This is a genomic window from Veillonella parvula (assembly GCF_002005185.1).
Lineage (GTDB): Bacteria > Bacillota > Negativicutes > Veillonellales > Veillonellaceae > Veillonella > Veillonella parvula_M.
Map to the genome: position 1 here is coordinate 408,213 of NZ_CP019721.1, position 23,991 is coordinate 432,203.

Annotated in this window: 21 protein-coding genes and 1 pseudogene; all 22 read right to left on the reverse strand. The window is 40.8% G+C overall.

Annotated elements, in window-relative coordinates:
- Positions 1–2: 2 nt before the first annotated feature.
- On the reverse strand, positions 3–962 hold the full coding sequence (locus tag B1A77_RS02010; protein ID WP_077707766.1) for a DUF2232 domain-containing protein: 960 nt from the start codon (positions 960–962) through the stop codon (positions 3–5).
- 193 nt (positions 963–1,155) lie between these two features.
- On the reverse strand, positions 1,156–3,324 hold the full coding sequence (locus B1A77_RS02015; RefSeq protein ID WP_077707767.1) for a ribonuclease J: 2,169 nt from the start codon (positions 3,322–3,324) through the stop codon (positions 1,156–1,158).
- 435 nt (positions 3,325–3,759) lie between these two features.
- Positions 3,760–3,885: pseudogene (locus B1A77_RS10270) on the reverse strand (DUF805 domain-containing protein); the annotation flags it as partial.
- Positions 3,869–4,666, reverse strand: a complete 798-nt coding sequence (locus tag B1A77_RS02025) for a uracil-DNA glycosylase (protein WP_077707768.1) — start codon at positions 4,664–4,666, stop codon at positions 3,869–3,871. The pseudogene B1A77_RS10270 and the gene B1A77_RS02025, both read right to left, overlap by 17 nt.
- A gap of 265 nt (positions 4,667–4,931) precedes the next feature.
- Positions 4,932–5,705, reverse strand: coding sequence for an ABC transporter ATP-binding protein (locus tag B1A77_RS02030; protein WP_024060265.1), 774 nt, complete (start codon positions 5,703–5,705; stop codon positions 4,932–4,934).
- An 11-nt stretch (positions 5,706–5,716) separates the two neighbouring features.
- Positions 5,717–6,469, reverse strand: a complete 753-nt coding sequence (locus B1A77_RS02035; RefSeq protein WP_008602165.1) for an ABC transporter permease — start codon at positions 6,467–6,469, stop codon at positions 5,717–5,719.
- A 10-nt stretch (positions 6,470–6,479) separates the two neighbouring features.
- The gene (locus B1A77_RS02040) at positions 6,480–7,433 is read right to left on the reverse strand and encodes an ABC transporter substrate-binding protein (RefSeq protein WP_004698283.1); all 954 of its coding nucleotides are present in this window, start codon (positions 7,431–7,433) and stop codon (positions 6,480–6,482) included.
- 437 nt (positions 7,434–7,870) lie between these two features.
- Positions 7,871–9,502 carry an ArnT family glycosyltransferase gene (locus tag B1A77_RS02045; RefSeq protein ID WP_024060264.1) on the reverse strand — a complete coding sequence of 544 codons (1,632 nt, stop codon included), beginning with the start codon at positions 9,500–9,502 and terminating at the stop codon, positions 7,871–7,873.
- 10 nt (positions 9,503–9,512) lie between these two features.
- Positions 9,513–10,100, reverse strand: coding sequence for a DedA family protein (locus B1A77_RS02050; RefSeq protein WP_008602158.1), 588 nt, complete (start codon positions 10,098–10,100; stop codon positions 9,513–9,515).
- Between the two features lie 251 nt (positions 10,101–10,351).
- Positions 10,352–11,140, reverse strand: a complete 789-nt coding sequence (locus B1A77_RS02055; RefSeq protein WP_077707769.1) for an ABC transporter ATP-binding protein — start codon at positions 11,138–11,140, stop codon at positions 10,352–10,354.
- The gene (locus B1A77_RS02060) at positions 11,137–12,138 is read right to left on the reverse strand and encodes a FecCD family ABC transporter permease (protein WP_077707770.1); all 1,002 of its coding nucleotides are present in this window, start codon (positions 12,136–12,138) and stop codon (positions 11,137–11,139) included. Before B1A77_RS02060 ends, B1A77_RS02055 begins: the two co-directional genes overlap by 4 nt.
- The gene (locus B1A77_RS02065) at positions 12,122–13,063 is read right to left on the reverse strand and encodes an ABC transporter substrate-binding protein (RefSeq protein WP_237301796.1); all 942 of its coding nucleotides are present in this window, start codon (positions 13,061–13,063) and stop codon (positions 12,122–12,124) included. Before B1A77_RS02065 ends, B1A77_RS02060 begins: the two co-directional genes overlap by 17 nt.
- A 165-nt stretch (positions 13,064–13,228) precedes the next feature.
- Entirely contained in the window at positions 13,229–15,292 is a 2,064-nt protein-coding gene (locus tag B1A77_RS02070; RefSeq protein WP_077707772.1) for a TonB-dependent receptor plug domain-containing protein, read from the reverse strand.
- A 166-nt stretch (positions 15,293–15,458) separates the two neighbouring features.
- Positions 15,459–16,262 carry a cell envelope integrity protein TolA gene (gene tolA, locus B1A77_RS02075; RefSeq protein WP_077707773.1) on the reverse strand — a complete coding sequence of 268 codons (804 nt, stop codon included), beginning with the start codon at positions 16,260–16,262 and terminating at the stop codon, positions 15,459–15,461.
- Positions 16,263–16,270: 8 nt separating this feature from the next.
- On the reverse strand, positions 16,271–16,675 hold the full coding sequence (locus B1A77_RS02080; protein ID WP_021148712.1) for an ExbD/TolR family protein: 405 nt from the start codon (positions 16,673–16,675) through the stop codon (positions 16,271–16,273).
- Positions 16,672–17,283: a MotA/TolQ/ExbB proton channel family protein gene (locus B1A77_RS02085; RefSeq protein WP_077707774.1), complete on the reverse strand. Its 612-nt coding sequence runs from the start codon at positions 17,281–17,283 to the stop codon at positions 16,672–16,674. The genes B1A77_RS02080 and B1A77_RS02085 overlap by 4 nt, the downstream gene beginning before the upstream one ends.
- A 311-nt stretch (positions 17,284–17,594) precedes the next feature.
- Positions 17,595–17,816, reverse strand: a complete 222-nt coding sequence (locus tag B1A77_RS02090) for a DUF2922 domain-containing protein (RefSeq protein WP_021148713.1) — start codon at positions 17,814–17,816, stop codon at positions 17,595–17,597.
- A 221-nt stretch (positions 17,817–18,037) separates the two neighbouring features.
- Positions 18,038–18,244, reverse strand: coding sequence for a DUF1659 domain-containing protein (locus B1A77_RS02095; RefSeq protein ID WP_004694660.1), 207 nt, complete (start codon positions 18,242–18,244; stop codon positions 18,038–18,040).
- Positions 18,245–18,469: 225 nt separating this feature from the next.
- On the reverse strand, positions 18,470–19,216 hold the full coding sequence (locus tag B1A77_RS02100) for a BUD32 family EKC/KEOPS complex subunit (protein WP_077707775.1): 747 nt from the start codon (positions 19,214–19,216) through the stop codon (positions 18,470–18,472).
- 461 nt (positions 19,217–19,677) lie between these two features.
- Positions 19,678–20,553: a CoB--CoM heterodisulfide reductase iron-sulfur subunit B family protein gene (locus B1A77_RS02105; RefSeq protein ID WP_004698224.1), complete on the reverse strand. Its 876-nt coding sequence runs from the start codon at positions 20,551–20,553 to the stop codon at positions 19,678–19,680.
- A complete protein-coding gene (locus B1A77_RS02110; RefSeq protein WP_008714753.1) occupies positions 20,553–21,515 on the reverse strand; it encodes a succinate dehydrogenase/fumarate reductase iron-sulfur subunit in 963 nt (320 codons plus the stop codon). The genes B1A77_RS02105 and B1A77_RS02110 overlap by 1 nt, the downstream gene beginning before the upstream one ends.
- A gap of 1 nt (position 21,516) precedes the next feature.
- Entirely contained in the window at positions 21,517–23,235 is a 1,719-nt protein-coding gene (locus tag B1A77_RS02115; protein WP_004698304.1) for an FAD-binding protein, read from the reverse strand.
- Positions 23,236–23,991 lie beyond the last annotated feature (756 nt).

Here is a 23,991-nt window from a genome sequence, read left to right on the forward strand (position 1 = left end):
TATTATGAGCTACGTTTTTCGAAACGTGCTCTCATATCTAAAAACATATCAAAAATACCATAGAAAACAAGACCATACGGACTCATTGTATATAAGAAGAAAAGAATTATAAATTGAAAGAATCCATTTACTCCATAGTTTTTCATAACTGCCATTAAACAGGTAATACCATTAACTAAGCAAATGAAAGCCCCCACAAAAGCAACATTCATTCCGATATCTTTAAGTAAACTATTATCATATCCAATATAGGATAAGCCATAAATAATAATAATCCCTATGGCTAGAACTCCAGCACCCCAAATCGGCATACGCCAAGTAGCCATGGGAGGTAATTCTCTATGAACTGTATTAGTTCGACGACCAATATAAGATACTAACTTAGCCATGATATACGTTATGATAGAGCATGCACAGAACCATAATGACAACATCATACGTTCTGCTTGAGCAAATGAATAATTAAGTTGCTGAATCATCGTATCAATCTGTTCTTGCGGTGCTGATTGCTGTCGTATAGACTCAATCATAGCTTCTTTTAACTCATTATTTACATTTTGTCCTAAGCTAATAAAATCTACAGATGCAAAACTATTAGCAACCACTAATTGTAAGAGGCCCATACCAAGCAATACAGCAGCAGGCACTAATATTAACTTTCTAAAAGACCAGTTTGCTCTAAAAGCTTCCCCCAAAAATATACTAGGCAATGAATATACTAAAATGGTAGACATAGCAATTAATGGTCCAAGAAAGAGTGTTACTAATATAAAGGCTACTATTGAGGAAGTACAGCTATATCTACTACCCCAACGGATACCAATGATAGAAATACCTGCTGGAGCTACCATAGTTGCTAGAAAAGCTGAAAACGGCATGACTGCCCCAATTATAGTCAACATAGCAACAATGGTCGATACAAAGGCAGTTTCCACCATCGCTCTTGTATTTGTTTTATTCATAAATCACCATTCTTACATAAGAAGATATATTAATTGGTATCTTTTAATTATAACAGTTTAAAACGGTAACTTCAAATACCCCATATAGTAGACGAATGCGATAGCAGTGCTATTAATGGTAGTTTTTATTGCTCTTTTAAAATGTCAAAAGTACCACACCATGAGGTGCGGTACTTTTCTGTATTATATAAGATTATACGTCTTGAATAATCGGCAAGATCATAGGACGACGACGGGTTTTATCATAGAAGAATTTACCCAATGCATCACGTACGTTTTGCTTAATAGTTGTCCAGTCTTTGATGCGTTGCATTTCGCAATCTTCAAGAACTTGTTCTACGCGGCGCTCTGCAGCAAGCATAAGTTCTTCTGCGTCACGAACGTATACGAAGCCACGAGATACGAGGTCTGGACCAGCTACGATAGTACCGGAAGCTTTGTCCATCGCCATAACAACGATAACCATACCTTCTTGTGCCAATTGTTGACGGTCGCGGATAACGATATTACCTACGTCACCAACGCCAAGGCCATCAACGAAGATAGCGCCAGCTTGTACGCGGCCGCCTTTGCGACCACCATCTTTATCAAATTCAAAGATTTGACCATTATCACCGATAAGAACTTTCTTAGGATCTACGCCCATGGCCACACCAAGTTCACCATGACGACGCAACATACGGTACTCACCATGAACTGGGATAAAGTATTCTGGACGAACAAGGTTAAGCATTGTTTTAAGCTCTTCTTGGCTCGCATGACCAGATACGTGGATACCACGGTCTTTACCATATACCACATTACAACCTAAACGAAGTAAGTTATCGATAGTTCTACCTACAGCACCTTCGTTGCCTGGAATTGGTGTAGCGGAGATGATAACAGTATCATTCGGTGCCAATTCTACAGTACGATGATTGCTTGTTGCCATACGGGACAAGCCTGCCATCGGTTCACCTTGAGAACCAGTCGTTAAGATCATGATTTGGTCATCTGTGTAGTTGTGCATTACATCTACGTCGATAATTGTATTTGGTGGAATATTCAAGTATCCGCGCTCTTGGGCGATTTCTGTAACATTGACCATGCTGCGGCCCATAACTACAACCTTACGGTTGAACATAACCGCCGCATCAATAGCTTGTTGGATACGGGATACGTTGGATGCGAATGTTGCCAAAACAACGCGGCCTTTTGCTTCTCCAACAGCTTGTTTAATCGCAGGACCTACAGAACTTTCAGAACCGGTAGTACCTGGTTTTTCTACATTTGTAGAGTCCGATAATAGCGCTAATACGCCTTTGTTACCGAGCTCAGCAAATTTGTGCATATCCATCAAACGGCCATCAACTGGGGTTTGGTCAATTTTAAAGTCCCCTGTATGAAGAACCGTCCCGATTGGTGTATTAAAGTATACAGCGCAGGAGTCAGGAATGGAGTGATTTGTTTGGATGAAACCAACAGTCACTTGACCAATTTGAACTTCATCGCCGGCAGCAATCGTACGAAGACATTTTGGAGATACCTTATGTTCTTTAAACTTGCCTTCGATTAATCCACAAACGAGGTTTGTTGCGTATACTGGGCAACTAATTTCTTTCATAAGGTACGCCAAAGAACCGATATGGTCCTCATGACCATGAGTAATTACGACAGCTTTCACGCGGTCTTTATTCTCGATGATATAGCTCATATCAGGAATAACGATATCTACGCCAAGCATATCTTCACTAGGGAATGCAAGCCCTGAATCAAGAACGATAATTTCGTCCTCGTATTGGAAGATGGTCATATTTTTACCAATTTCACCAAGCCCACCTAATGGAATGATTTGGAATTTTCCCTTGTTGGCGCCATTTGGCGTACGACCGACTAATTCCACTTGTTCCTCTTGATTATTCCAACCTGTAGAACGGTTATTTGGGCGGTTATTATTGCGGTTCTGACCATTTTGACCATTGCGACCATTATTAGTACGCGTATTACGTGTATTTTCACCACGCGGTGCACGAGTTTGGCGAGTTTTGCGTTCTTGACCTTCACCTTGTTCGGCATTGCGACGTGTATTTGTACGGCGAGTCGTATTAGTACGGCCACCATTCGCACTTGTGCGAGTATTTGTAGAACGGCGTTGGCGTGTTGCACCTTCACCTTCACTAGCTGTTTGTTGGCGCGTACGACCTTCGCCAGCAGGGCGGCGCGTATTTGTACGGCGACGCGTTTGTTTTTGCTCGCCTTCAGCCGCAGCTGTAAGAGTAGCAGTTTTTGCTACTGTTGGTTCTGCTTTCACTTGCGCAGTAACCTGATTATCTGTTGTATTCACAGTTCCTCCTAAAATTTTGTTCATTAATTTATTTAACATAGTTTTTCTCACCTATCACTTGAATTGATCTATGCCACGAGGAAATGTCACACAAAGAAAAAGGCGCTATTATACTAGCGTCTCGTCAAATGGGCGCAAAAATGCGCTATCAAATTTTGCCGTTCCTAGTTTGTGTGCCATTTGCCGTAGCAAATGAGTATAGTGCACTATCAGATGCTTCAACCGCAAGAGACTTCTATTTTTATCTCAATCCGATACGCAGTGCAATATAGTCCGATCTGTTTTGATGAAAGCCTCACTTTCATACGTTGTGCTCATTATAACATAAAAACAACATAAACAAAAGAGTTCTACGCTTGATTCATCAAAAGTAACATAAAATTTTACTACTACTTAAAAGGGCGGCTCAAACTGAACCGCCCCAAAGCATTTCATTATTTATCATCTGGCATACTTTTATAAAATCCTTCAATATGCACTCACCAGCAATGCAACGAGAATTCGAGTAGTGAAAGCGCTACTCGTAGGCGATATCTTCATAATAGATGCCAACCGTTTGTCAATGGCGATGTTCCTCAACGCCTCACCATATTGATTGGCCTATAGCTTTAGCAAAACCTTCACGGTATAAATTAGCCCCACCGTTAGCCGGATGTCTAAGACCGATGGCTGAAAGGCCGAATCGCCCCATCGTGTCCGCCGATTTTTGACCGACAGCGAGCACGAGCGGCTTCGGTCCACCTAATTCGGTATGCAATGCCAGCAGTCTTTTCGTATATTCCCAGCCCAGCTGCTGCTCCGACTCGGTCGGTGTCCGATTAGTGAGCGGTTCGTCCGCCTTATGAGGATGAAAGGGAAATATATTCCACAACAGTGCATCGTACGGATCGATTCCCTGTTCAATGATGGCACTCCATACTACCGTATCCGTAGGTTCGTTAAACCCTTGTTCCTGTTGAGTCCGTTTCAGCATAGGACTCACAGGGGAGCTAGTTCTGTGTAATGTAACAGGTGTTATCTGATGAGCCCGAATCGTTTTATGCTTATCCAACAACATGCGTTCACAAGTAATGGCAATGCCCGAAAAGCGCCCACCTTGATATCCGACAGCCTCCGCCACTACAAAGATTTTGGAGCGCCCCAACCGCGGCAACAAATACGCCATCAAATTATTACGACGCACCTGAGCCGCATCAAAGCCAGGCCGAACAATTTCAAGGTCAGTATTCACCTCACCCCACGGATTGTGAACAAGCTCGCCCCTATATTGACCGAGCCAATCTACAAACTGCTGTACTTTTGCAATCTGATTCGTATCAAACGAGGCTATATATTCATCAAAAGACAGCGTTTTTTCTTCCTCTGGTGCAAATAAGGACATGGGCTCTCCTCCAATTTATACTATCGAACCATATAATTAATAATGCTGTATATTATGATTACCAAGCTTTTATATACTGTATTTATACACTAAAACCTATAGTAATACAATCCATATATTACGATGCCCAATCATGATATGTGATACTATATCCGATAATCACGCACTACATAAAATGTTGCTGTTACTATATTTATAATAGCATCCATTTCTGAAAATTTGATGCAAAATTAATACTCAAATATATCTACATGCGACATCACATTTATATATAAAACTCGATTTTGTCTTCTTTGGCGAGTTGGAATTGTTCAAATATGTGGTTTCGAATATTGACGAAGGACGCCGAGGTCCGGTCCGTTCTATCGATGAGATTGACAGGGATGATCGTTTGCACCCGTCCCGGATTAGCGGCAAGCACTACAACACGGTCTGCAAGGACTACAGCCTCTTCGATGTCATGCGTAACGAATACGACCGTTTTACCCTCTTCACGGCAGATGCGGGAGATTTCGTCCTGCAAATTGATGCGTGTCAACGCATCGAGGGCCCCTAGCGGTTCATCCATGAAGATAATATCCGGATCGACCGCCAGCGCCCGCGCAATGGATACACGTTGCTGCATCCCACCGGACAACTCCGCCGGATAGCGATTGCGCGCATGGTCGAGCCCCACCATTTTCACGTATTTGTCGATAATAGCAGGTCTCTCTTCCTTAGGCACATTCTTACTTTCAAGGCCCAGTTCAATATTGCTTTCCACCGTTCGCCACGGCAACAGTCCGTAATTTTGAAAGACCGTTACATACCGCAGTTGAGGTGCTTTCACCTCCGCGCCGTCGATGGTAACGGAGCCCGAGGTAACGAGCTCAAAGCCTGCCATAGCATTTAAAAGCGTACTTTTACCGGACCCGGATGGACCTAAAAGGCAAATAAATTCGCCTCGTTCAATATCCAGATTAATATCTTCAAGGATGGTGAGCGGTTCTCCATCTTTCATAAATTCCTTGTGTGCATTGCGCACCGAAATGTAACCCATGCGTCCACCTCCTATTTCTCAATGCCCCAACGTCTATAAATCCATTTTTCGATGAGGGATACGCCCCAATCGAGCAAAAGTCCTACAAAGCCAATTGTCAAAATCGCCACCATCAGAAGATCGTTACGCAAATTATTCCGCATATCGATGATGAGGAATCCAAGCCCCGTCTGTGAACCTACCATTTCCCCTGTCACCAGGAAGATCCACGCCGTTCCGAGCGCGATGTGAAGTCCCGATGCAATACCGGGAAACACGGCGGGCAATACAATTTTAAATAACAGTTCCGGCTGCTTGATACCAAAATTTCGAGCCACCTTGATGTATACGGGGTCGATATTCTGAATCGCGGACACCGTGGACAATAGAACTGGGAAAAATGCTGCGATAAAGATGATGACGATGGCCGGCGCCTGTCCGATACCGAAGAACAGGACGATAAACGGCAACCATGCCACCGGTGAAATGGGACGAATCACCTGAACGATGGGATTGATATAATTCCAAATGCCTTTATACCAGCCTAAAATAAGTCCTAAAAACACGCCGGCTACGACGGAAATGATATAGCCTATGAAAAAGCGCACCAAACTGTCCGCAACATCCTTGAATAACACGCCGTCTCCGATGAGCTCCCCAAAGCCGAGCAACACTTTGTATGGCGTCGGCAGCAAGGCTTCGTTAAATCCGCCGAGGCGAACGATTAATTCCCAAATTAGCCACGCTGCGATAAATGAGCCTGGCACATATGTATATTTCTTCATGGTCCCCCTCCTATGGTAACAATGTTTGATCTACAAACTCTGAATAGCTCGGCACATTTTTGATTAAATCAATATGTGTCATGTGATGCACGAGCGCATTGTAACGCTCCTCTGTAAGGGCTAAATCTTTAAACCCAATCACTTTGAGGGAACGTTCAATAACAGGATCCTTAAACTTCATGTATTTTAAGGAAATCTCCTTTTGCGCCTCCGGATGCTCGTCTAAATATGTACCTGCATCGAGATAAGCTTTTGTGAAAGCCTTCGCCAAATCGTGGTGTTCATCGACGAATTGACCGTTGAACACGAGGGCGCAACAAATATTGTCATGCCATAAGTGATCAGGGTCTTCAAAGACCTTCCCAGCTCCCATTTCTATAGCAAGAGAACCAAATGGCTCCGCCACGCTATATCCAGCGATTTGACCGACCGACAATGCGGACGGCATTTCGGGAGGACTCATCTCCACTATCTGTACGTCCTTCTCGCTAAGACCCGCCCGTTCAAGCATGAGGTCTACGAGGATTTTTTGAGTTGATTGCTTATGAGGGATAGCAAAGGATTTACCTTTCAAATCCTGTACAGAGTTAATATCGTTATTTACAACGATAATGTTGCCTTCCGTATGACCTAATGCCGCCGCGCGCACATCTATGCCCTGTTCACGAGCCTTTACGCCGAGCTCAACGAGAACGGCTGCAGCATCTACTTTACCGGTGTTGAGCGCATCCATGAGTTCCGGCCAGGAACCGTATTTAACAAGCTCTACATGGACAGGACCATCTGCTGTCTCCAATTCCTTCGTAGCAAATACGGGTAGCGCATGCGTAATCGGTAAATACGCAACGCGCACGGTCTTCAGCTCCTGTGCTGACTTCGGTACCGTATGCTGATAATATGCATACGCCGCACCTCCGATAACGAGAAGCACAACAGCAATGATTAGATACCAAATTTTCTTCATAATGTCCCCTCTTTCTACCTCACAACAAGGGGCGTTTATGACTCATATCAATTTCCGCATTTTTCTAAACCTTAGATGAAATCAGGCTTTAGAACACCTCGTCTTCTAAACTTAATATAACCTACTATAACAATATGTATTAATTATGTCAATAAATCATATTAATATTGTAGGTATTATTATTTATGTACGAAAAATGTCAATATAGACAAGAGCCTATTCATTTAAATAAGCATTTTAATATAAAAGGCAAATAAATAGATAGTATGTAGAGGATCAACACCAGTAAACGTTCAGATAACATAAAGCCGCAAGATTTTAATCAACCAAAAACAGCAAACAACTAATTAACAAAAAGTGGTAAGGCGCTAATTAACAAAAAACAGGTAGCATCCATTGGATACTACCTGTTTTTAATGTTTATTAAGTTTTCACAATTATTTGAATAGAGTCTTTTTATTTAATACGTAAACTTCAGATGTACCTGCTTCACTAGACTCAGATACATGTGGATAAATGGAGGACTGACGGAAATGCTTAATTTCCCCTTTTGGAACGATTAACATAAGTGGCTTACCAGATTCGATAATCTTGTTAAATTCCTCTTCACTTACTTGTTCCATAAGATATTTCTTCTGCCATTCAGCGCTACGTTTTTTTAATTTATCTCGATCATCCCAGCGGCTTTCATCACCATTAATCTTGATAACCTTATGGCCCGTATAATACACAACAGCCGTACTATAGCCGTTATAGTAATAGACATCCCCTTCATAGGAATCCACTACTGGAACAACATCAATATTACTACGTTGCTTAACGAATGGCTCTAAACCTTCCATAACAACTATAGAAGATATAACCATCGTACCAAGGACAATAATTGTAACTAAACGATATCCTCGTTTCGTATACCATGTATAGAACATAGCCAATATTGCCATAGCAACCACTACATAGAGCAAGAAATAGAAGCCCCATGGTGCGAAGAAAGAGCCTGCTACATAAGCAATCCACAAAAGCAACGTCGGCCCCATAATAATCCATTTTAAGGCTCTAGATTTGCCTTTGCGAATAAGCTTCATAACACCCAAAGCACCGATAGCACTAAATGGGACTAAGCTAACAAAGGTATATAGAGGGTATTTTGTTGCCATCAAGGTGTAGAATAGCACAATTCCAACACCCCAAGTCATATTATAGATAAACCCTGTATGACGTTGTTTAAAGCCATCGATTATACCGTAAATAACAGCACCCGTCCACGGCATAGAAGCACCAAGGAAGATAGCGAGATAATACCACCACACATTATCTTCTGGATGTTCCGACTGAGTAGCACGCGTTACATTGTGAAGTCCTAAGAAGCCATTGATAAAGTCTTGACCATGAACGCTATACATGTACACATACCACGGCAAACAAACTACACAAAAAGCTAAAATGCCACGCCAATCGAAGATGGCTTTCACCATAGACCAAGAACGATTAATACCTGCAAAAACAAGCAGAATCATACCAGGCAATACAATCGCTACAGGACCTTTAGTGAGTACGCCTAACGCAGCGAATACATAGGCCACAATCATAGCATACGGTTTCTGTTCCACCAGTCCCTTGTAGGAGTAAATCATGACCATCAATGTCGTATAAAGGAGCACCATATCCGTAATAACGCCATGAGCTACGGTCCAGAACATAAGAGATGTGCCCAGAACGGATGCCCCAATTAGACCAAGTGCCCACTTACCGCTCATGGTACGCGTAGATTGATACATGGTCGCCACCGACAAAGCACCGAAAATAGCACTCGGTAGGCGCACCACCCAATCAGCAATTCCAAAGATTTTAAAGCCAAGAGCAATGAGCCAATAAATCATGATGGGTTTATCGTACCAATAAGTACCATAAATCTGCGGAGATAGCCAATCACCTGAAAGAACCATTTCCTTTGCCGTTAACGCATAATTAGATTCAACGGGATCTGTAACAGGCAACATATTATTGCCAAACATATAAAACACTAGCCACACAATAAATACGACTGGTGTTAATCGAGAGAGTTTCATAAGGGCCTCCTTATCGACGATTACGATAGTATCTAAAGCCCAGTACTACAGCTATAATGACAAATACAACAATCATAACAATCAAGAACTCATGATTGTACTCGATAAGGTCTTGCCAATTTTCACCAAGTACCTTACCTAAGTAAACGAGCAAAATCGTCCAAGGAATCGTACCGAGTACCGTCCAGATGATGAAATGCCACATGGGATAGCGTGCCATTCCTGCAGGGAAGGAGATAAAGGTACGAACACCAGGTAAAAGTCGACCAAAAAATACAGCTACACCGCCATATTTATTAAACATCTTTTCTGCCAGTTCAAATTTATGTTCATTAAAGAATATATATTTACCATATTTCAATAATAAAGGGCGCCCACCATGCTCACCCATCCAGTAGGATACTATAGAACCAACAATACCTGCTAAGATACCTACCACCATTGTTGTATGCATATCAAATATGCCTTGAGCTATCAAATACCCCGCAAAACCAAGTACGATTTCACTTGGAATAGGCACGTTAGCATTTTCTAGAACCATTGCAATAAACATGGCCGTATAGCCATATGTTTCCATAAACGAAATAATATATTCCACTATTTTACCTCATTAAAAATCCCCATCCGGGTTCTATAATGTACTTATTCTGGTACATCATTTCGTGAAAATTTCACCCAACCATTTGGTACACCATATATTTTACCATAATAAAGAGACCCTCACCACAGGTGGGGCCTCTTTAAGGTATAAACAGTATGCAATTTTCGCAATAACTTTTTTGCTATTGTATACATCTCAGTAAAAACAGCTAACAATTAACTGACTATACGGTACCTAATCTCCTCGGTCTAAGCAAGACCATATGGTACACATATAGGACATGTTTCTTCACTGCGAGGGCTTTGTAAAATATCCGCTTTAATGCCGAACCAATTTGCTAGATTCTCTGGGGTCATCATCATATGCGGAGCTCCATCACCTACGATAGCACCCTCTTTAAGGGCAATAATGCGGTCGCTATAGCGCAAAGCTAGATTCAAATCATGGAGCACCATAACGACCATAATATTTCGTTCCCGCTGTGTGCGTTTAACTAGCTCCATCAACTCAATTTGATGGCGACTATCGAGATAGGTAGTCGGTTCATCGAGGAGTAGAATATTCGGTTCTTGCGCCAAACTTAATGAAAGCCATACACGCTGCCGTTCACCGCCGGATAGTTCCCCTATTTGCCGATACCGATATTTCCATACATCTGTGCATTTCATCGCCTGCTCCACAGCAGCTAAATCCGCATCAGATAGTTCCTTAAAAATAGATACATACGGATTTCGTCCGGATCGAACCAACTGCTCAACTAACATTCCTTCAGGGGCTGTCGTAATTTGCGGTAACAAAGCTATATGGCGCGCTAATTCCTTTGTATTCCACGAATGTAAAGATTTTTCATCCAGCGATATGGTGCCTTGTTTTAGCTTAATAAGTCGGGCCAAAGCTTTCAAAAACGTTGATTTTCCCGAACCATTCGGACCGATAATAGATATTATTTCCGGTTTATCAAAGACGATGGATTGATTTTCCAGTATCAATCGTTTTCCATAACCTACCGTTATATTATCGACTGTTAACACACTCATCTTCGCCCCACCCCTTTCAATAGATACAAGAAGAATGGAGCACCCAAAAAGCTCATCAGTACGCCTACAGGGATTTCACCAGGCGCAATCATCATGCGCGCCAAAGTATCGGCATAAACAATTAATATGCCACCAAAAACCATAGACGTAGGAATCAAATAGCGATAATCCACACCTACAATGAGACGCGCCACATGAGGCACGATAAGGCCTACAAAGCCCAGCATTCCCGACACGCTCACCGCTGATGCGGCTAATAAAGAAGCTAATACGAGTAAGGACAATCGACATCTTTCAACATGCACACCTAAAGTGCGCGCCGTATCATCGCCTAAACTAAGCAATGTAAGCCATCTGATAGATATCATAGATCCAATAATTCCTATAGCCGTATAAGGCCAGATCATCATTACATCGTCCCAGCTGCGCCCTACAAAACCACCTGCCATCCAGCTCACCGTTCCTTGAACACGATCCGGATAAAACACGGATAGAATCGTATTAAATCCGCCGAAGAAAGCAGCTACCGCCACACCGGCCAAGATAAGGCGCAACGGATTGAGCCCACCTTGCCAAGAAATCCCGTAAACCAAAAACGATGCCACTAATGCACCAACAAAAGCACCAATAGGAACAAGCATAACGTAAGTAGGCATGAGAATCATGATAATCATAGCCGCCAAAGCACCGCCAGAGGTAATGCCGATAATTCCGGGGTCTGCCAAAGGATTTCGCAAGATACCTTGTAAAATCACACCGGCTAAGGCAAGATTCATGCCGGCTAAAAAGCCCACTACAACACGTGGTAAGCGTATAGTCATGATAATTTGACCAATTTTCGATGTGTCGCCCCCCGTTATGATTTGGTATAATTCGCCCCAAGTTAATGGAACGGCGCCCAGTTTCATACTCAGCAACACCCCTGCTATTAACAGAATCAGCGCAGCCACAAAAATGCGTAAGCCACGACGTTCCTGCACATTAATGAGATTGTCCATATAACACCTTTTCCGCATATAATAACACTTGATCCATTCGAGCGGTCGGCACCGACGCAAACAAAGGACCCGGCAAGACCTCTATATTCCCATTAGCAACAGCAGGTACATTCTGCCATGCCGGCGTTTTAAAAGCCTTTTTAAAAGCTGCTATATCTTTCTCACCGCTACTGCCATGATTAATCAAGATAACCTTGTCACAATCAAGAACGGCCATCGTCTCCAGATTAAGCGGAATATATCCATCCAAAGCATTCTCCGATACATCCTGCGGCAAATATACATCAGCCACATTTTTTGCCCCTAATCTTTGGAAAATATCTCCCACATATGTTTTACTGGAGGCTAGTTGGTAACTCGTAGGCGTCCCAAAAACGATGAGGACACGCGGTGCAGACTCATCTTTATGACGCTGTATGATTTCCGTTAGGATATCATTATATTTCTGGACCAACGCAGCCGCCTCCCTATCATGACCAGTCATGGTGCCCACATGTCGGATATGGTCCATAATGTCATCATAATTGGAAGATAGATGGTAAAAGCTAGGAATATGATTCGCATTAAATGCTTTGCGCAACGCCGTTTGAAACGGCATGGCGATGCCGATAACGAGATTTGGGTCGGACATAATAATTCGTTCAATACTTGGAGATACAGCACTATTCATATTTGGATACTGTGCGATTTTAGCCTGCACATCTGCCGGTAACTCCCTTGAATTTACTACGCCTACGGGGCTAACACCTAAAGCGATGAGTAATTCACTATCCGCCGAAGAAATGGATACTACACGACTTGCTACGCTTGGCAACGACACTATTTGCTTCGTATCATCTTCAATCTGAATAGCACCTGCCTCGCTGAATACCTCTCGCTTGCCTTCAAAACTTATAACCGTAGTGAAAGCTCCCACAACGGCCACAATCCCCAATAAACATAATAACGGCCTATTGATAATAATCACCTCGCAGATAACTTATGCAAGCTAAACCTCATAGATTATAATTTCAAATTAATACCACTATATTATGTATGAAATACATGCATTAAAGCCTCAGCATTTCATACACACATTAATATCTCACTATTACATACGCAGGTTAAGGCCCATGCGGTAAGTGGCGCCATGAATATCTCGTAAGTCTTGTTTTTCACCAAATATATTTTCAACCCCTACATACATGGATGCATTGTCATTCAACTGACGAGTCACCATGATGTTCCATGTTTGAATGTTTTTCTTTTTCGGGATGCTGAGACGTGGGTTAACAACAATAGCATCAATGCCATCAAGGTAGTTAATGTAATAATTACCCCAGAACGCACCAGTCCAACGACCTTGATGATAATTAACACCACCACTGAATACATGGCGACCACGGTTTAACAGACGGTCGTGGGTCACGTCATTTTTCGCATCCAAATATGTATAATTGCCGAATACATCCCATTTATCATTGAGTCTATGATTTACAGATAATTCCACACCTTGCAATACAGCACGAGGTAAATTGGAATACGAAACATAAATTCGGCGATTTGCCATATCAATACGATTAGCACCGCTTTCAATATAATTTTTAATAACATTGTGGAAATAGGACGCCTTAACATTTGTCCGTTTCCAATCTTTTTCTACAGAGAAATCAAAGTTATATGAGCTTTCAGGTTTCAAATTAGGATTACCTTGCAAATATATATCGAAAGCTCCTAATCGTCCTCTCGGCACATTAGATGCCATAAGCCAATGATGATACATTTCCGTCATACCAGGTGTGGAATAGCCTGCACCATAATTCATTTTAAAGCGAAGACTATCATTTGCTTTATAGGTAACACCAATCTTAGGCGACCAATGGCTATCAAATGCATTTGACGTATCGTAGCGAACAGCAGGAATAATTACCCATTTACGACTAGGTTTCCATTGATGTTGCACAAAGTAACTACCGTAATTAATGGTTGCCTTACCCGCGGTATCTGTAATACCTTCTCGAGTTCTTGACCATGCTATGGAGCCATTATTAATACGCGTACTAATCGCTTCTTGACGACGGAATTGAACGCCATACGTCAAGAGATTCTTCTTATCAATTGCCGTGTTAACCTGTGCGTCTGTAATCCATTCTTTATTATAATATTCATCCCAAATGGATAGTTTTTTTATGCCACCCGTGCGCTTATATTGATCATAAGTGTCTTTGTAATGATTGTAGTAAGACTGCACCATAAGCGATGACCGACCGCGACGGCCATTCCAACGAAGACCTGTGCTTGTAGTAGTCGTATTTTTATCAACCGATTGAGTTAATGCGCTACCCTTTTTCGTATTCATATCCAAGTCTTCAGTTTCTCGATCTATAAAGAAGGAAAATTTATCCCTTTTTCCCGCTTGATAAGATACGTCAAAATGAAGCGGTATTCGGTCACCATGATAATTATTATCCGAGCCAGAATCATTATTACCCGCTATATTCCTGCGAATACCTGCACCAATCGATCCGTTCCACTTTCCTTTTTGCCCACTACGAGCCAATACATTGAAGTTATATCCTGTCGCACTCGATGCATCACGACGAGAAATTTCAGTATTAACCTCTACACTTGGCTTTCTAGATTGCTTTGTAATAATATTAATAACCCCACCATTCGCCTCAGAACCATAAAGGGCACTCGACGGACCACGAGTTATTTCGATTCGTTCCACATTATCCATGCCTTGACGAAGCCAGCCCATGGCATTAGCTCTCGTTTTCGTCAACTCTCCCGTAACACGTCGTCCATCAATAAGAATTAATGTATGACGAGATTCGGCGCCACGCATCGTAATATTTTGTCCACCATGAGCATCGGTGCTGAAAGCAACGCCTGGCACACTTTGTAAGGCTTGCTCTAAATTACGATATTGACGATCTTTAATTTCCTCTTGTGAAATAATCGTTGTCGCAATTGGTACATCCCGAACCAAAGCCTCCGTACGAGTAGCAGTAACCGTAATATCTTTCATACGTCTTGACTGCTCATCGCTCGCATTATTTTGAGATTCATTTACACTAACTACACTTGTAGAACTATTATTTTCTGCACCTACCACACCTGCAGCAGATGTTAGATATACAACACACAATAGTGCTGCCCATGACTTTTTCATCACACACCTCCAGAAAATATATTAGGGCTCTAATAGTATAAAACGATATCTAATCTCAATTATATATTCATCAGGAATAACTATCAATATTATTTTATGTTATTAAAGTAATATATATACATATAAAAAAACTAGTATCTATAAAGATACTAGTTTTTTATTATACTTATAAATTATAGTGAATTGTGATATCTGCATATTGCTGTGTACCTGTAGAATTTTCAGCCCCACCTACACTATGAGCATATTCCCTAGCATGCTCTGATAACATAGGGTCATCAGAATTGAGTACCTCCACACTGGCAACACTGCCACCTGGGGCAAAATAAATTCTTAGTGTTACATCACCTTGAATTCCCATAGTGTATGCATCTGTAGGGTAATTACTATTAATTGCACTTTGTAAATTACTCCAATACCCATCATAACTGAATGTGCCGCCATCACCGACATCAACTTCAGTACCTCCGGTACCTTCACGATCGCTAAGCCCTTCTCCGCTACCTGTTGGTGCATACCCGATCCCAGAACCTTCAGCTCCGACAAGTCCACTCCCCGTATTGCTACCAACAGAAGATTGTTTAACCGTTCCTATTTCACCAATACTCGCTTGTTGACTAGACGGACTTATATCACTTTTTGTAGGAACAGCAGAGTTTCCATTTTGTCCTCCATGACCGGCTCCACCGTTATCAGGTTGAACATTATTATTTTCCAATTCTTTTTGGTGTTGAAGTTCATGAGCTTTCTCTTCTTTAATATGCTCTTTAATTTCCTCTACTTGTTTCTCTGCTTCCTGTTCCGTTAGAAAATTAATTTGTAACGATCCGGTCATTTGAGATTCGATATAATCAGAAAAAGAAATAAAAGCAATACCCACCGTAATAATACTTATAATGGTAGCAATAACAAAGGCTTTTTTATAGGTCATATGTGGATATTTCCACACATCTACATATTTTTTTGCCATAGCATCACCTATTTATTAACAGTGGCAATACTAATACTTGCAGCGCCGGCTAATTTCATATCATCCATTAATTCCACGACCTTGCCATAACTCAAATCCTTGTCAGCACGAATAAGGAAGTTTTGATTTTTATTCTCTCCAATTTTGGCTTTCACAGAGCTAATAAGCTGTTCTTTCGTCACATATCCATCATCGATCATCAACTGCCCAGATTTTTCAAAATCAATTAAAACTGGGCGCAACTCAGCAGACTGCTGCGTTTTCGTTTTTGGTAGCATAATAGACAAGGATTGTTGTGGAATCGTATATATGGTGCTAATCATAAAAAATACGAGCAAGAAAAAGATGATATCAATCATAGGGATAATCATCAAAGTAGGCTTTTCTCCCTCCATACGGCTCATTCGTTTCATGCAGCATGCCCCCGATCATAAGAATCTAAAATACGAGAAAACGAATCTTCTAAACGAGATATTGTCATACGTACATGATGAGTAAACCCGGCATGAAAACACAATGCCACAATAGCCACGCAAAGACCAGAAGCAGTTGCGACAAGGGCTTCCCCCACACCACCGGTAATAGCAGTAGGTACCGCACCGTCAGCACCGAACACCTGAAAGGCACCAATCATACCCGTTACAGTACCAAGCAAGCCTAATAATGGTGCTATCGTAACAATAGTAGAGAGCCAATCAAGGCCACGTGAAGCGTGCGTATAAACATGGGCCACCATATCCTCCATTTTGGATTGCAATACATTGCGATCATGACACTGTCCAAGCACGCGAGTCAGATTATACGAAATATTAGCTGTATATTTAGATTCTAAGCTAGTTAATAAGGATTGCCAGTTTATTTCGCTCTCTTCTAATGCATCATTCAGAGCAAACATTTCCCGCTTCAATTGTCGATAATAAGCTATACGTTCTATCGCTATAGCTACGGTTATGATAAGTGCCACTAGTAGCGGCCACATAACAAATCCACCATGTAAGAATAATTCCCACGCCTCTTTCATCGTAAACCTCCTTTATAAGTAGCTTAATTCTATATACTAATTTCCTACACTAACAAACTGATTGCAAACAGACTATGCTATTGTTAATTGATAAATAAAATCACTTAATAAGTCTATCATATCATACTACATTTTCCAATCTTATATGTATAACAAGCACTTTAAGAGCATTATAATCTATGAATCTGAAATAATTTTGAATTTATATCTCAATTAATACGCAAAAAAGCGACCAGGATTTCTCCATGATCGCTTTTATACTACCTTTAGATTATATTTGTACCTTTCTAGACTACATCATAGAAGCAGTACTATTGCAATTCAGTAGTTTGTGTCTTTACTTCACGAGCTGTAGTAAATGCTGCTAATTCTGCATCACCAGAACCAAGAATTACTTTATTAGCCACTAACGCATTAGCCGCTGTTTTAGCATCTTGTAAAGTAATTCCAGCACGAGGAGCACTAATTGTGACTGATGTGCTTTTACCACCGACCGTAGAAAATGTAAGATATACAACGCGTTTTTCCGCCATGTGGGCGCCTCCTTTCACGTTTCATAAACAAGTTCATCGAATCTAGATAGGCTGTAAACATGTTAGATTACAAATATACATATCTTCGATTCATATCAATAAGGATGGGAATGTGTGGACTTGCTATTTCTACACCTCTTTACGACTATGTGAGGCTGTATGAAATCAGCAATTAACAATGTGTTTGGATCACCTAAAACAAAATGGTAGAAAACCTACACTTAATGCCCTAAGGATACTTCATTGACGCGGACCACGTCGGACAAGCTGTGGTCATACAAGGCTGCCAGCGCATTACCAACGATTTTCACATTATCGTCAGACGCTTCTTCTGCAACACGAGTATAGGTTACGTCTTTGTACTTCGGCGCATCTTCGGTACCGATGTTAAAACGCAACACCAATTTAGTGCGTTTAATGTTAGCCATCGTATCACCTCCTTTCACCCTCTTATATTCCTGAGGTCCTCATTCGACAACCCCTTTGCCGTTATTTAAGGTACTTATGGTGAAAGTAGCTGAACTCTACTTGTAATATGATGAATTGAAATAGAAAAAGACCTCTACCAAGTGTTATCTAGAAACTTAATATTCTAGATACCACCAGTAAAGGTCTACAAAGTACTCTTACTGCGAGTACTATCCATATACATATTATTCGGTTTTCAACGCCAATATAAAGTCATATGCTTTAACAGCGGCTTCAGTGTCCACAAAATGTAGAGGGTTTAACATACGACAGAATTTAAAAAGATATTCATGTTTACGCAAAATGTCTTTTATATGTAGCACTGTCTCACGGGCTGTACAAGCTGAGCTATAGCCATTCATCATAGCATATAGATACGAAATGGATAAATTATCCTCCCGAAGGAAGCTGTGAACGAAGACGAGTAAATCCCAGCCTTGCGGTGTTAACTCAGGCCAACGACGGCTATTCTCCCAATCGAGCAATGTGATCTTATCTAGTTCAGGCTCATAGGTAATGTCGCGCATAGCAGGACGGCCATGACTCAAACCATAATCATGCAAGCGACCCAATGTCTTGCCAAACATATAAAAAATATGACTTAACATATCTTGCAAACTATCATCCTCTGGATGTTGAGCAGGCAATTGGCTATAATATGTTAACGTTTTGCCACAATCTTCTGTAACAAAATAATGTTCTCTAAAACCAGCAATAACAGGAGCTACTGGTAATTGCGTATTCACAAAAGAAATCTTGTAAAACTCATAATCAAAAGAAGCTCTAGGTGCGGGCTTAATCCAACTAGAGCGATGGTTACTTATATCCTGTTTTACAAAGTACTGTTTGTTGTTAAAATCCACAGAAAAAACACGATGTTCTGTCTCTTGATCAATCATTCGATCGATATATTCTAATAGCATATCATTCATTATTTTCCCCCCGTATATACACTCTATAATGCTAATCACCCTCTCAAAGCATAATAACTAGTATTTCCAATATAATATCTCCCAAATTTATATTGTATAGTCTAGTATATATAGCATTATAATAATTTATGAATTACAACATATTAGCTATTACTCATATAAGTGTATACAATTTGTGTACTTATTATACTACAATTATCAATCGATATCAAAATCAAATTTATTTATAAAGTTAGTATTTTACTGTATTTATTTTACATTTATCGGTTTATATATATTTCACGATTAATATTTCAGTACACTTAAATCCAAATCTATTACCATTAACATTACTGGAGCTCTATTTATAAAAAAGAAAAATCCCCTAGCCTAAGCTAGGGGATTCTTCTGGTAATTATGATAATAGGTTTAGATTCAGACTACTATATAGACCAACTCTGATCATGTCTAAATCAAACGAATTAACCTACAAATTTTGTCACTGCCGCAGTATCAGTTAAGTGACGTTTAGGCATACCCATTTCAGCAGGAGAAATGCCAAGAGCAAGACCTACTAATTGGGACATGTGCAAGATTGGCATATCTTTGCCACCGCCAACAACTTCTTTAGCTTCTTTTTGGAACATATCAAGTTGCATTTGGCAAAGTGGGCAAGGAGTAACTACGCAATCTGCACCTTCTGTTGCCGCATCTTTATTGATAGAGCCAGTCATTTGCATTACGGAATCATGCGCAGGGTATACAGCATGGAAACCGCAGCAATCAAGTTTACGGGAGAAGTCAATTGGTGTAGCACCGATAGCAGAGATCAAATCTGCTAAAGATGTAGGCATTTGATAATCTTCGAAGCCCAGTTCAGTTTGAGGACGAAGAATATGGCAACCATAGTATTCAGCTACACGTAAACCAGTTAACGGTTTAACAACTTTAGCTTTCAATTTATCCAAACCGTAATCGCGAATCAATACCCATAAGAAATGAGTAATATCAGTTGTACCGCGGTATTGTTTACCGATTTGAGCCAATTTTTTGTTAACTTCGTTCTTTTCTTTTTCGTTTGCATCAAGTTCATTTTTAGCTTCACGAAGCATCAAAGTACAAGTATTACATACAGTTAAAAGGTTTAAACCCTTTTCTTCTGCTAATGCAATGTTACGTGCGTTTGTAGCGAGTGTAACTTCTGGAGCGATATCTTGAACGTGGGAAGCGCCGCAGCAAGTCCAGCCGTCAAGTTCTTCCAACTCAATACCTAATTTTTTAGCTACAGCAACTGTTGCTAAGTAATCTTCTTTGGCAGCGCTTTCAAGAACGCAACCTGGGAAAAATGCGTATTTCATTATTTGCTTACCTCCTCAGCTGCTTTCATAAGTCTGCGAACACCATCAATACCGTTTACAGGTTTTTGAGGTACTACAAGTTCAAATGGGTTGATTTTGCTGTGTTTCCACAAACGCAATGCATAGAATGCTTGTTTAGCGGAATCTACAACACCATCAGATTTCAAGCTCATAGAAACTTCTTTCAAGCGACCAGTTTTGTAAAGATCCTCTTTGAAAGCAACTGCATGGCGAACGCCTTTGCTATTAGTAAGACCAGCTTTTGTAGCTTCTTTACGCAAGTTGGAAATGTCTTGAGCAGGTTTTAAGTGTTTAGGGCAACGGGAGATACAGTTCATGCAGTGAACGCATTTCCAAAGACCGTTGTCGAATGCAGGTTGAATGTGAGCCATAGGTGCATCATCACGGCTATCCAATACGAAACGGTTAGCTTTTGTGAATACATATGGTTCTAAGAAGTCGTCTTCGCGAGCAGTCAATTTGTTACATTCAGACGCACAGCAACCGCAAAGGATACATTCTGTACCAGCAACGAATTTTTTGAAGTCAGCTGGAGTTTGGCGAACAATTTTGTCTCCTTCGTTGAATTCAGCTTTAAGGAAAATCCAAGGAGCAACTGTTTTCAAACGATCAACTTTGGATTCCCAATCAACAACTAAGTCACGGATAACACGGAAGTTGCCAATTGGAGCGATTGTCAATTCGTCTGTGCCATAACGTTCTGTTAATTCATCGATTTTAGATTCACAGCCGAGCATCGCTTCGCCATTTACACGAATGGAGCAAGCGCCGCAAACTGCGGAACGGCAAGCTGCCAAGAATGTCAATGTTGGATCTTGAGTATCTTTAATTTTTTGAAGGCCCCAGAGGATTGTACGGTCAGGTTCATAATCGAATTTGAAAGTCTGTACAAACGCGCGACCTTGTTGGTAACGGTGAATATGATAGGTGATTTGTCTCATCTTAGTACTTCCTTTCTTGTGGTTCGTATTTAGTGAACACTACGTCGCGTTCTGTTAATTCGTATTGACCGTCAGCACCTAATTTGATCAAAGAATGTTTTAAGTATCTTTCATCATTACGTTTAGGATGGTCTTCACGTATATGAGCACCACGAGATTCACGGCGGTGTAAAGCGCCCATAGCAATAGCTTTTGCTACTGTTAACATGGAGCCGATTTCACAATAGTTTACGAATGCCATGTTGTAAGTACGTTCAGGGTCACCTACATAGCAAGTTTTATAATCTTCAATCAATTGTTCGATTTCTTTTAAGGCTTCAGTAATACCTTCTTCATTACGGAAGATACCTACTTTATTCCACATTGCATCAGCCAATGCATCGCGGATTTCTACAACCGGACGACCGCCTTCACGGGATGTTACTTCTGTGAAACGAGCTTCCCAAGCTTTTGCAGCTGCAGCAAGTTCCGCATCTACGTTAGGTTGTTCATGTGTTTCAGCATAATCAGCTGCGCCAGCACCGGATACTTTACCGAATACTACGCCGTCTGCCAAGGAGTTACCACCCAAGCGGTTCGCACCGTGGATAGAGATACAAGATGCTTCGCCAGAAGCGAACAAACCAGGCAATTCACATGCACAAGTTTTGTAATCCACTACGTCGATACCGCCCATTGTATAGTGACATGTAGGACGAATAGGTACCGGTTGAGTCAATGGATCGCAATGTTCGAAGCACATAGCTAAGTCGCGGATACCATGAAGTTTTTCGATAATAACTTCAGGGCCCAAGTGACGAAGGTCAGCTACTACATATGCGTTAAGGCCAGAACCGAAACCACGACCTGCAGCGATTTCATCTTCGATCGCTTTCGCTACAACGTCACGAGATGCCAATTCCATTTTGTTAGGCGCATATTTTTTCATGAAACGTTCGCCTTCAGCGTTAAGAAGGTAACCACCTTCACCACGAACCGCTTCGGACATCAAGATACCAGTACGACCAAGACCAGTTGGATGGAATTGGATCATTTCCATATCTTTCAAGCCGTTACCAGCGCGGAATGCTGCTGCCATACCATCGCCTGTGGAAAGGAATGGGTTTGTAGTACGAGTCCAGAAGATACGGCCTGCACCACCAGTAGACAAGATAATAGCTTTCGCTTTAATTTGTTCTACGCGACCTTCTTTCATGTTCCACACAACAGCGCCACCAACGTGACCTTCTGCAGATTTAACAAGATCTAAAAGATACCATTCTTGTAAGAAGTGTACGCCTTCTTTCAAGCATTGTTCGTAAGTTGTGTGCAAAATAACGTGACCAGTTTTATCCGCAGAGTAGCAAGTACGTGGATAGGATTGACCACCGAAGTTACGTTGCGCAATTTTATTCTCTTCAGTACGGGAGAATGGAGCACCCATGTGGTCCATTTCAAGTACGCCTTCTGGACAACGAGAGCAGAAGAATTCGATTGCATCTTGGTCGCCAAGATAGTCAGAACCTTTTACAGTATCGAAAGTATGAGTTTCAACTGTATCTTCAGCTGCAACGTTGTTCAAACATGCATTTACACCGCCTTGCGCCATTGCTGTTGCAGAGCGAGTTGGGAAAATTTTAGTAATAAGAGCTACTTTTAAGCCTTTGCGACGACCTACTTCAAGAGCCGCACGCATGCCGGCGCCACCGCTACCTACTACTAGAACATCAAACTGTTCCATAATGACCTCCTCATAACTACCTATTAATAAGAAACCTGTTAGACTATCTCATTTCAAAAACTTATAAAAATTTTTGATAACCTAATCATTTTTCTTTCAAGAAAAACCCCATACTTATGCGATTTTTCTTATTTCTTTACCTATAATTATAGAGAGCATTTCAGGTCATGTCTAAACCCTATTATGCATAATTAATTTTGATTAATCTAATTGATAATTTATTTCACTTAGCATTTTTAAGGTAAAAAAAGGAGTCAAAAAATTACCTATATGAATAATTTTTACAAGAAGTTAAGGATTTTACGAAAGTAGTTCGGTTCCGAAATTTTTCTATGTTTTTATTTCCTTTGGTATCTATAGAATTCGCATAAACACTAGCTTTTTAATTATTGCTAACCATTCCTAATAATTAATATCCATTAAATTCCTACTAAATTTACCTCGAATTTAATCATCGAAAATTATCGTATTTCTCCGTTCATAACAAGCATTTATTTCTGTGATAATAATTATCATAAGTTTTTTTAGTGATTTATCGCACATCATCTAAAATCGATAAAATCATCCTCATCTATGCGCATACGGCAATCTTCGATATAGTTAGATTTTATTCATTAGCAGAATTCATTAAGTTTCTGTCTTTCACCATTTTTAAGGCTTTTAAAGATGAAGAAAAGTCTTGTAAACTCGCATGTACATTCATCTTTTGCTCATTACTATTGTATAAGGTATGATAATAGATAAATAAGTTATATA

What these genes read in the sequence shown, in the direction of transcription:
- B1A77_RS02010 (WP_077707766.1), bottom strand. Translation starts at nt 962, where the DNA reads ATGAATAAAACAAATACAAGAGCGATGGTGGAAACTGCCTTTGTATCG.
- B1A77_RS02015 (WP_077707767.1), bottom strand. Translation starts at nt 3,324, where the DNA reads ATGTTAAATAAATTAATGAACAAAATTTTAGGAGGAACTGTGAATACA.
- B1A77_RS02025 (WP_077707768.1), bottom strand. Translation starts at nt 4,666, where the DNA reads ATGTCCTTATTTGCACCAGAGGAAGAAAAAACGCTGTCTTTTGATGAA.
- B1A77_RS02030 (WP_024060265.1), bottom strand. Translation starts at nt 5,705, where the DNA reads ATGGGTTACATTTCGGTGCGCAATGCACACAAGGAATTTATGAAAGAT.
- B1A77_RS02035 (WP_008602165.1), bottom strand. Translation starts at nt 6,469, where the DNA reads ATGAAGAAATATACATATGTGCCAGGCTCATTTATCGCAGCGTGGCTA.
- B1A77_RS02040 (WP_004698283.1), bottom strand. Translation starts at nt 7,433, where the DNA reads ATGAAGAAAATTTGGTATCTAATCATTGCTGTTGTGCTTCTCGTTATC.
- B1A77_RS02045 (WP_024060264.1), bottom strand. Translation starts at nt 9,502, where the DNA reads ATGAAACTCTCTCGATTAACACCAGTCGTATTTATTGTGTGGCTAGTG.
- B1A77_RS02055 (WP_077707769.1), bottom strand. Translation starts at nt 11,140, where the DNA reads ATGAGTGTGTTAACAGTCGATAATATAACGGTAGGTTATGGAAAACGA.
- B1A77_RS02060 (WP_077707770.1), bottom strand. Translation starts at nt 12,138, where the DNA reads ATGGACAATCTCATTAATGTGCAGGAACGTCGTGGCTTACGCATTTTT.
- B1A77_RS02070 (WP_077707772.1), bottom strand. Translation starts at nt 15,292, where the DNA reads ATGAAAAAGTCATGGGCAGCACTATTGTGTGTTGTATATCTAACATCT.
- tolA (WP_077707773.1), bottom strand. Translation starts at nt 16,262, where the DNA reads ATGGCAAAAAAATATGTAGATGTGTGGAAATATCCACATATGACCTAT.
- B1A77_RS02080 (WP_021148712.1), bottom strand. Translation starts at nt 16,675, where the DNA reads ATGAAACGAATGAGCCGTATGGAGGGAGAAAAGCCTACTTTGATGATT.
- B1A77_RS02085 (WP_077707774.1), bottom strand. Translation starts at nt 17,283, where the DNA reads ATGAAAGAGGCGTGGGAATTATTCTTACATGGTGGATTTGTTATGTGG.
- B1A77_RS02090 (WP_021148713.1), bottom strand. Translation starts at nt 17,816, where the DNA reads ATGGCGGAAAAACGCGTTGTATATCTTACATTTTCTACGGTCGGTGGT.
- B1A77_RS02095 (WP_004694660.1), bottom strand. Translation starts at nt 18,244, where the DNA reads ATGGCTAACATTAAACGCACTAAATTGGTGTTGCGTTTTAACATCGGT.
- B1A77_RS02100 (WP_077707775.1), bottom strand. Translation starts at nt 19,216, where the DNA reads ATGAATGATATGCTATTAGAATATATCGATCGAATGATTGATCAAGAG.
- B1A77_RS02105 (WP_004698224.1), bottom strand. Translation starts at nt 20,553, where the DNA reads ATGAAATACGCATTTTTCCCAGGTTGCGTTCTTGAAAGCGCTGCCAAA.
- B1A77_RS02110 (WP_008714753.1), bottom strand. Translation starts at nt 21,515, where the DNA reads ATGAGACAAATCACCTATCATATTCACCGTTACCAACAAGGTCGCGCG.
- B1A77_RS02115 (WP_004698304.1), bottom strand. Translation starts at nt 23,235, where the DNA reads ATGGAACAGTTTGATGTTCTAGTAGTAGGTAGCGGTGGCGCCGGCATG.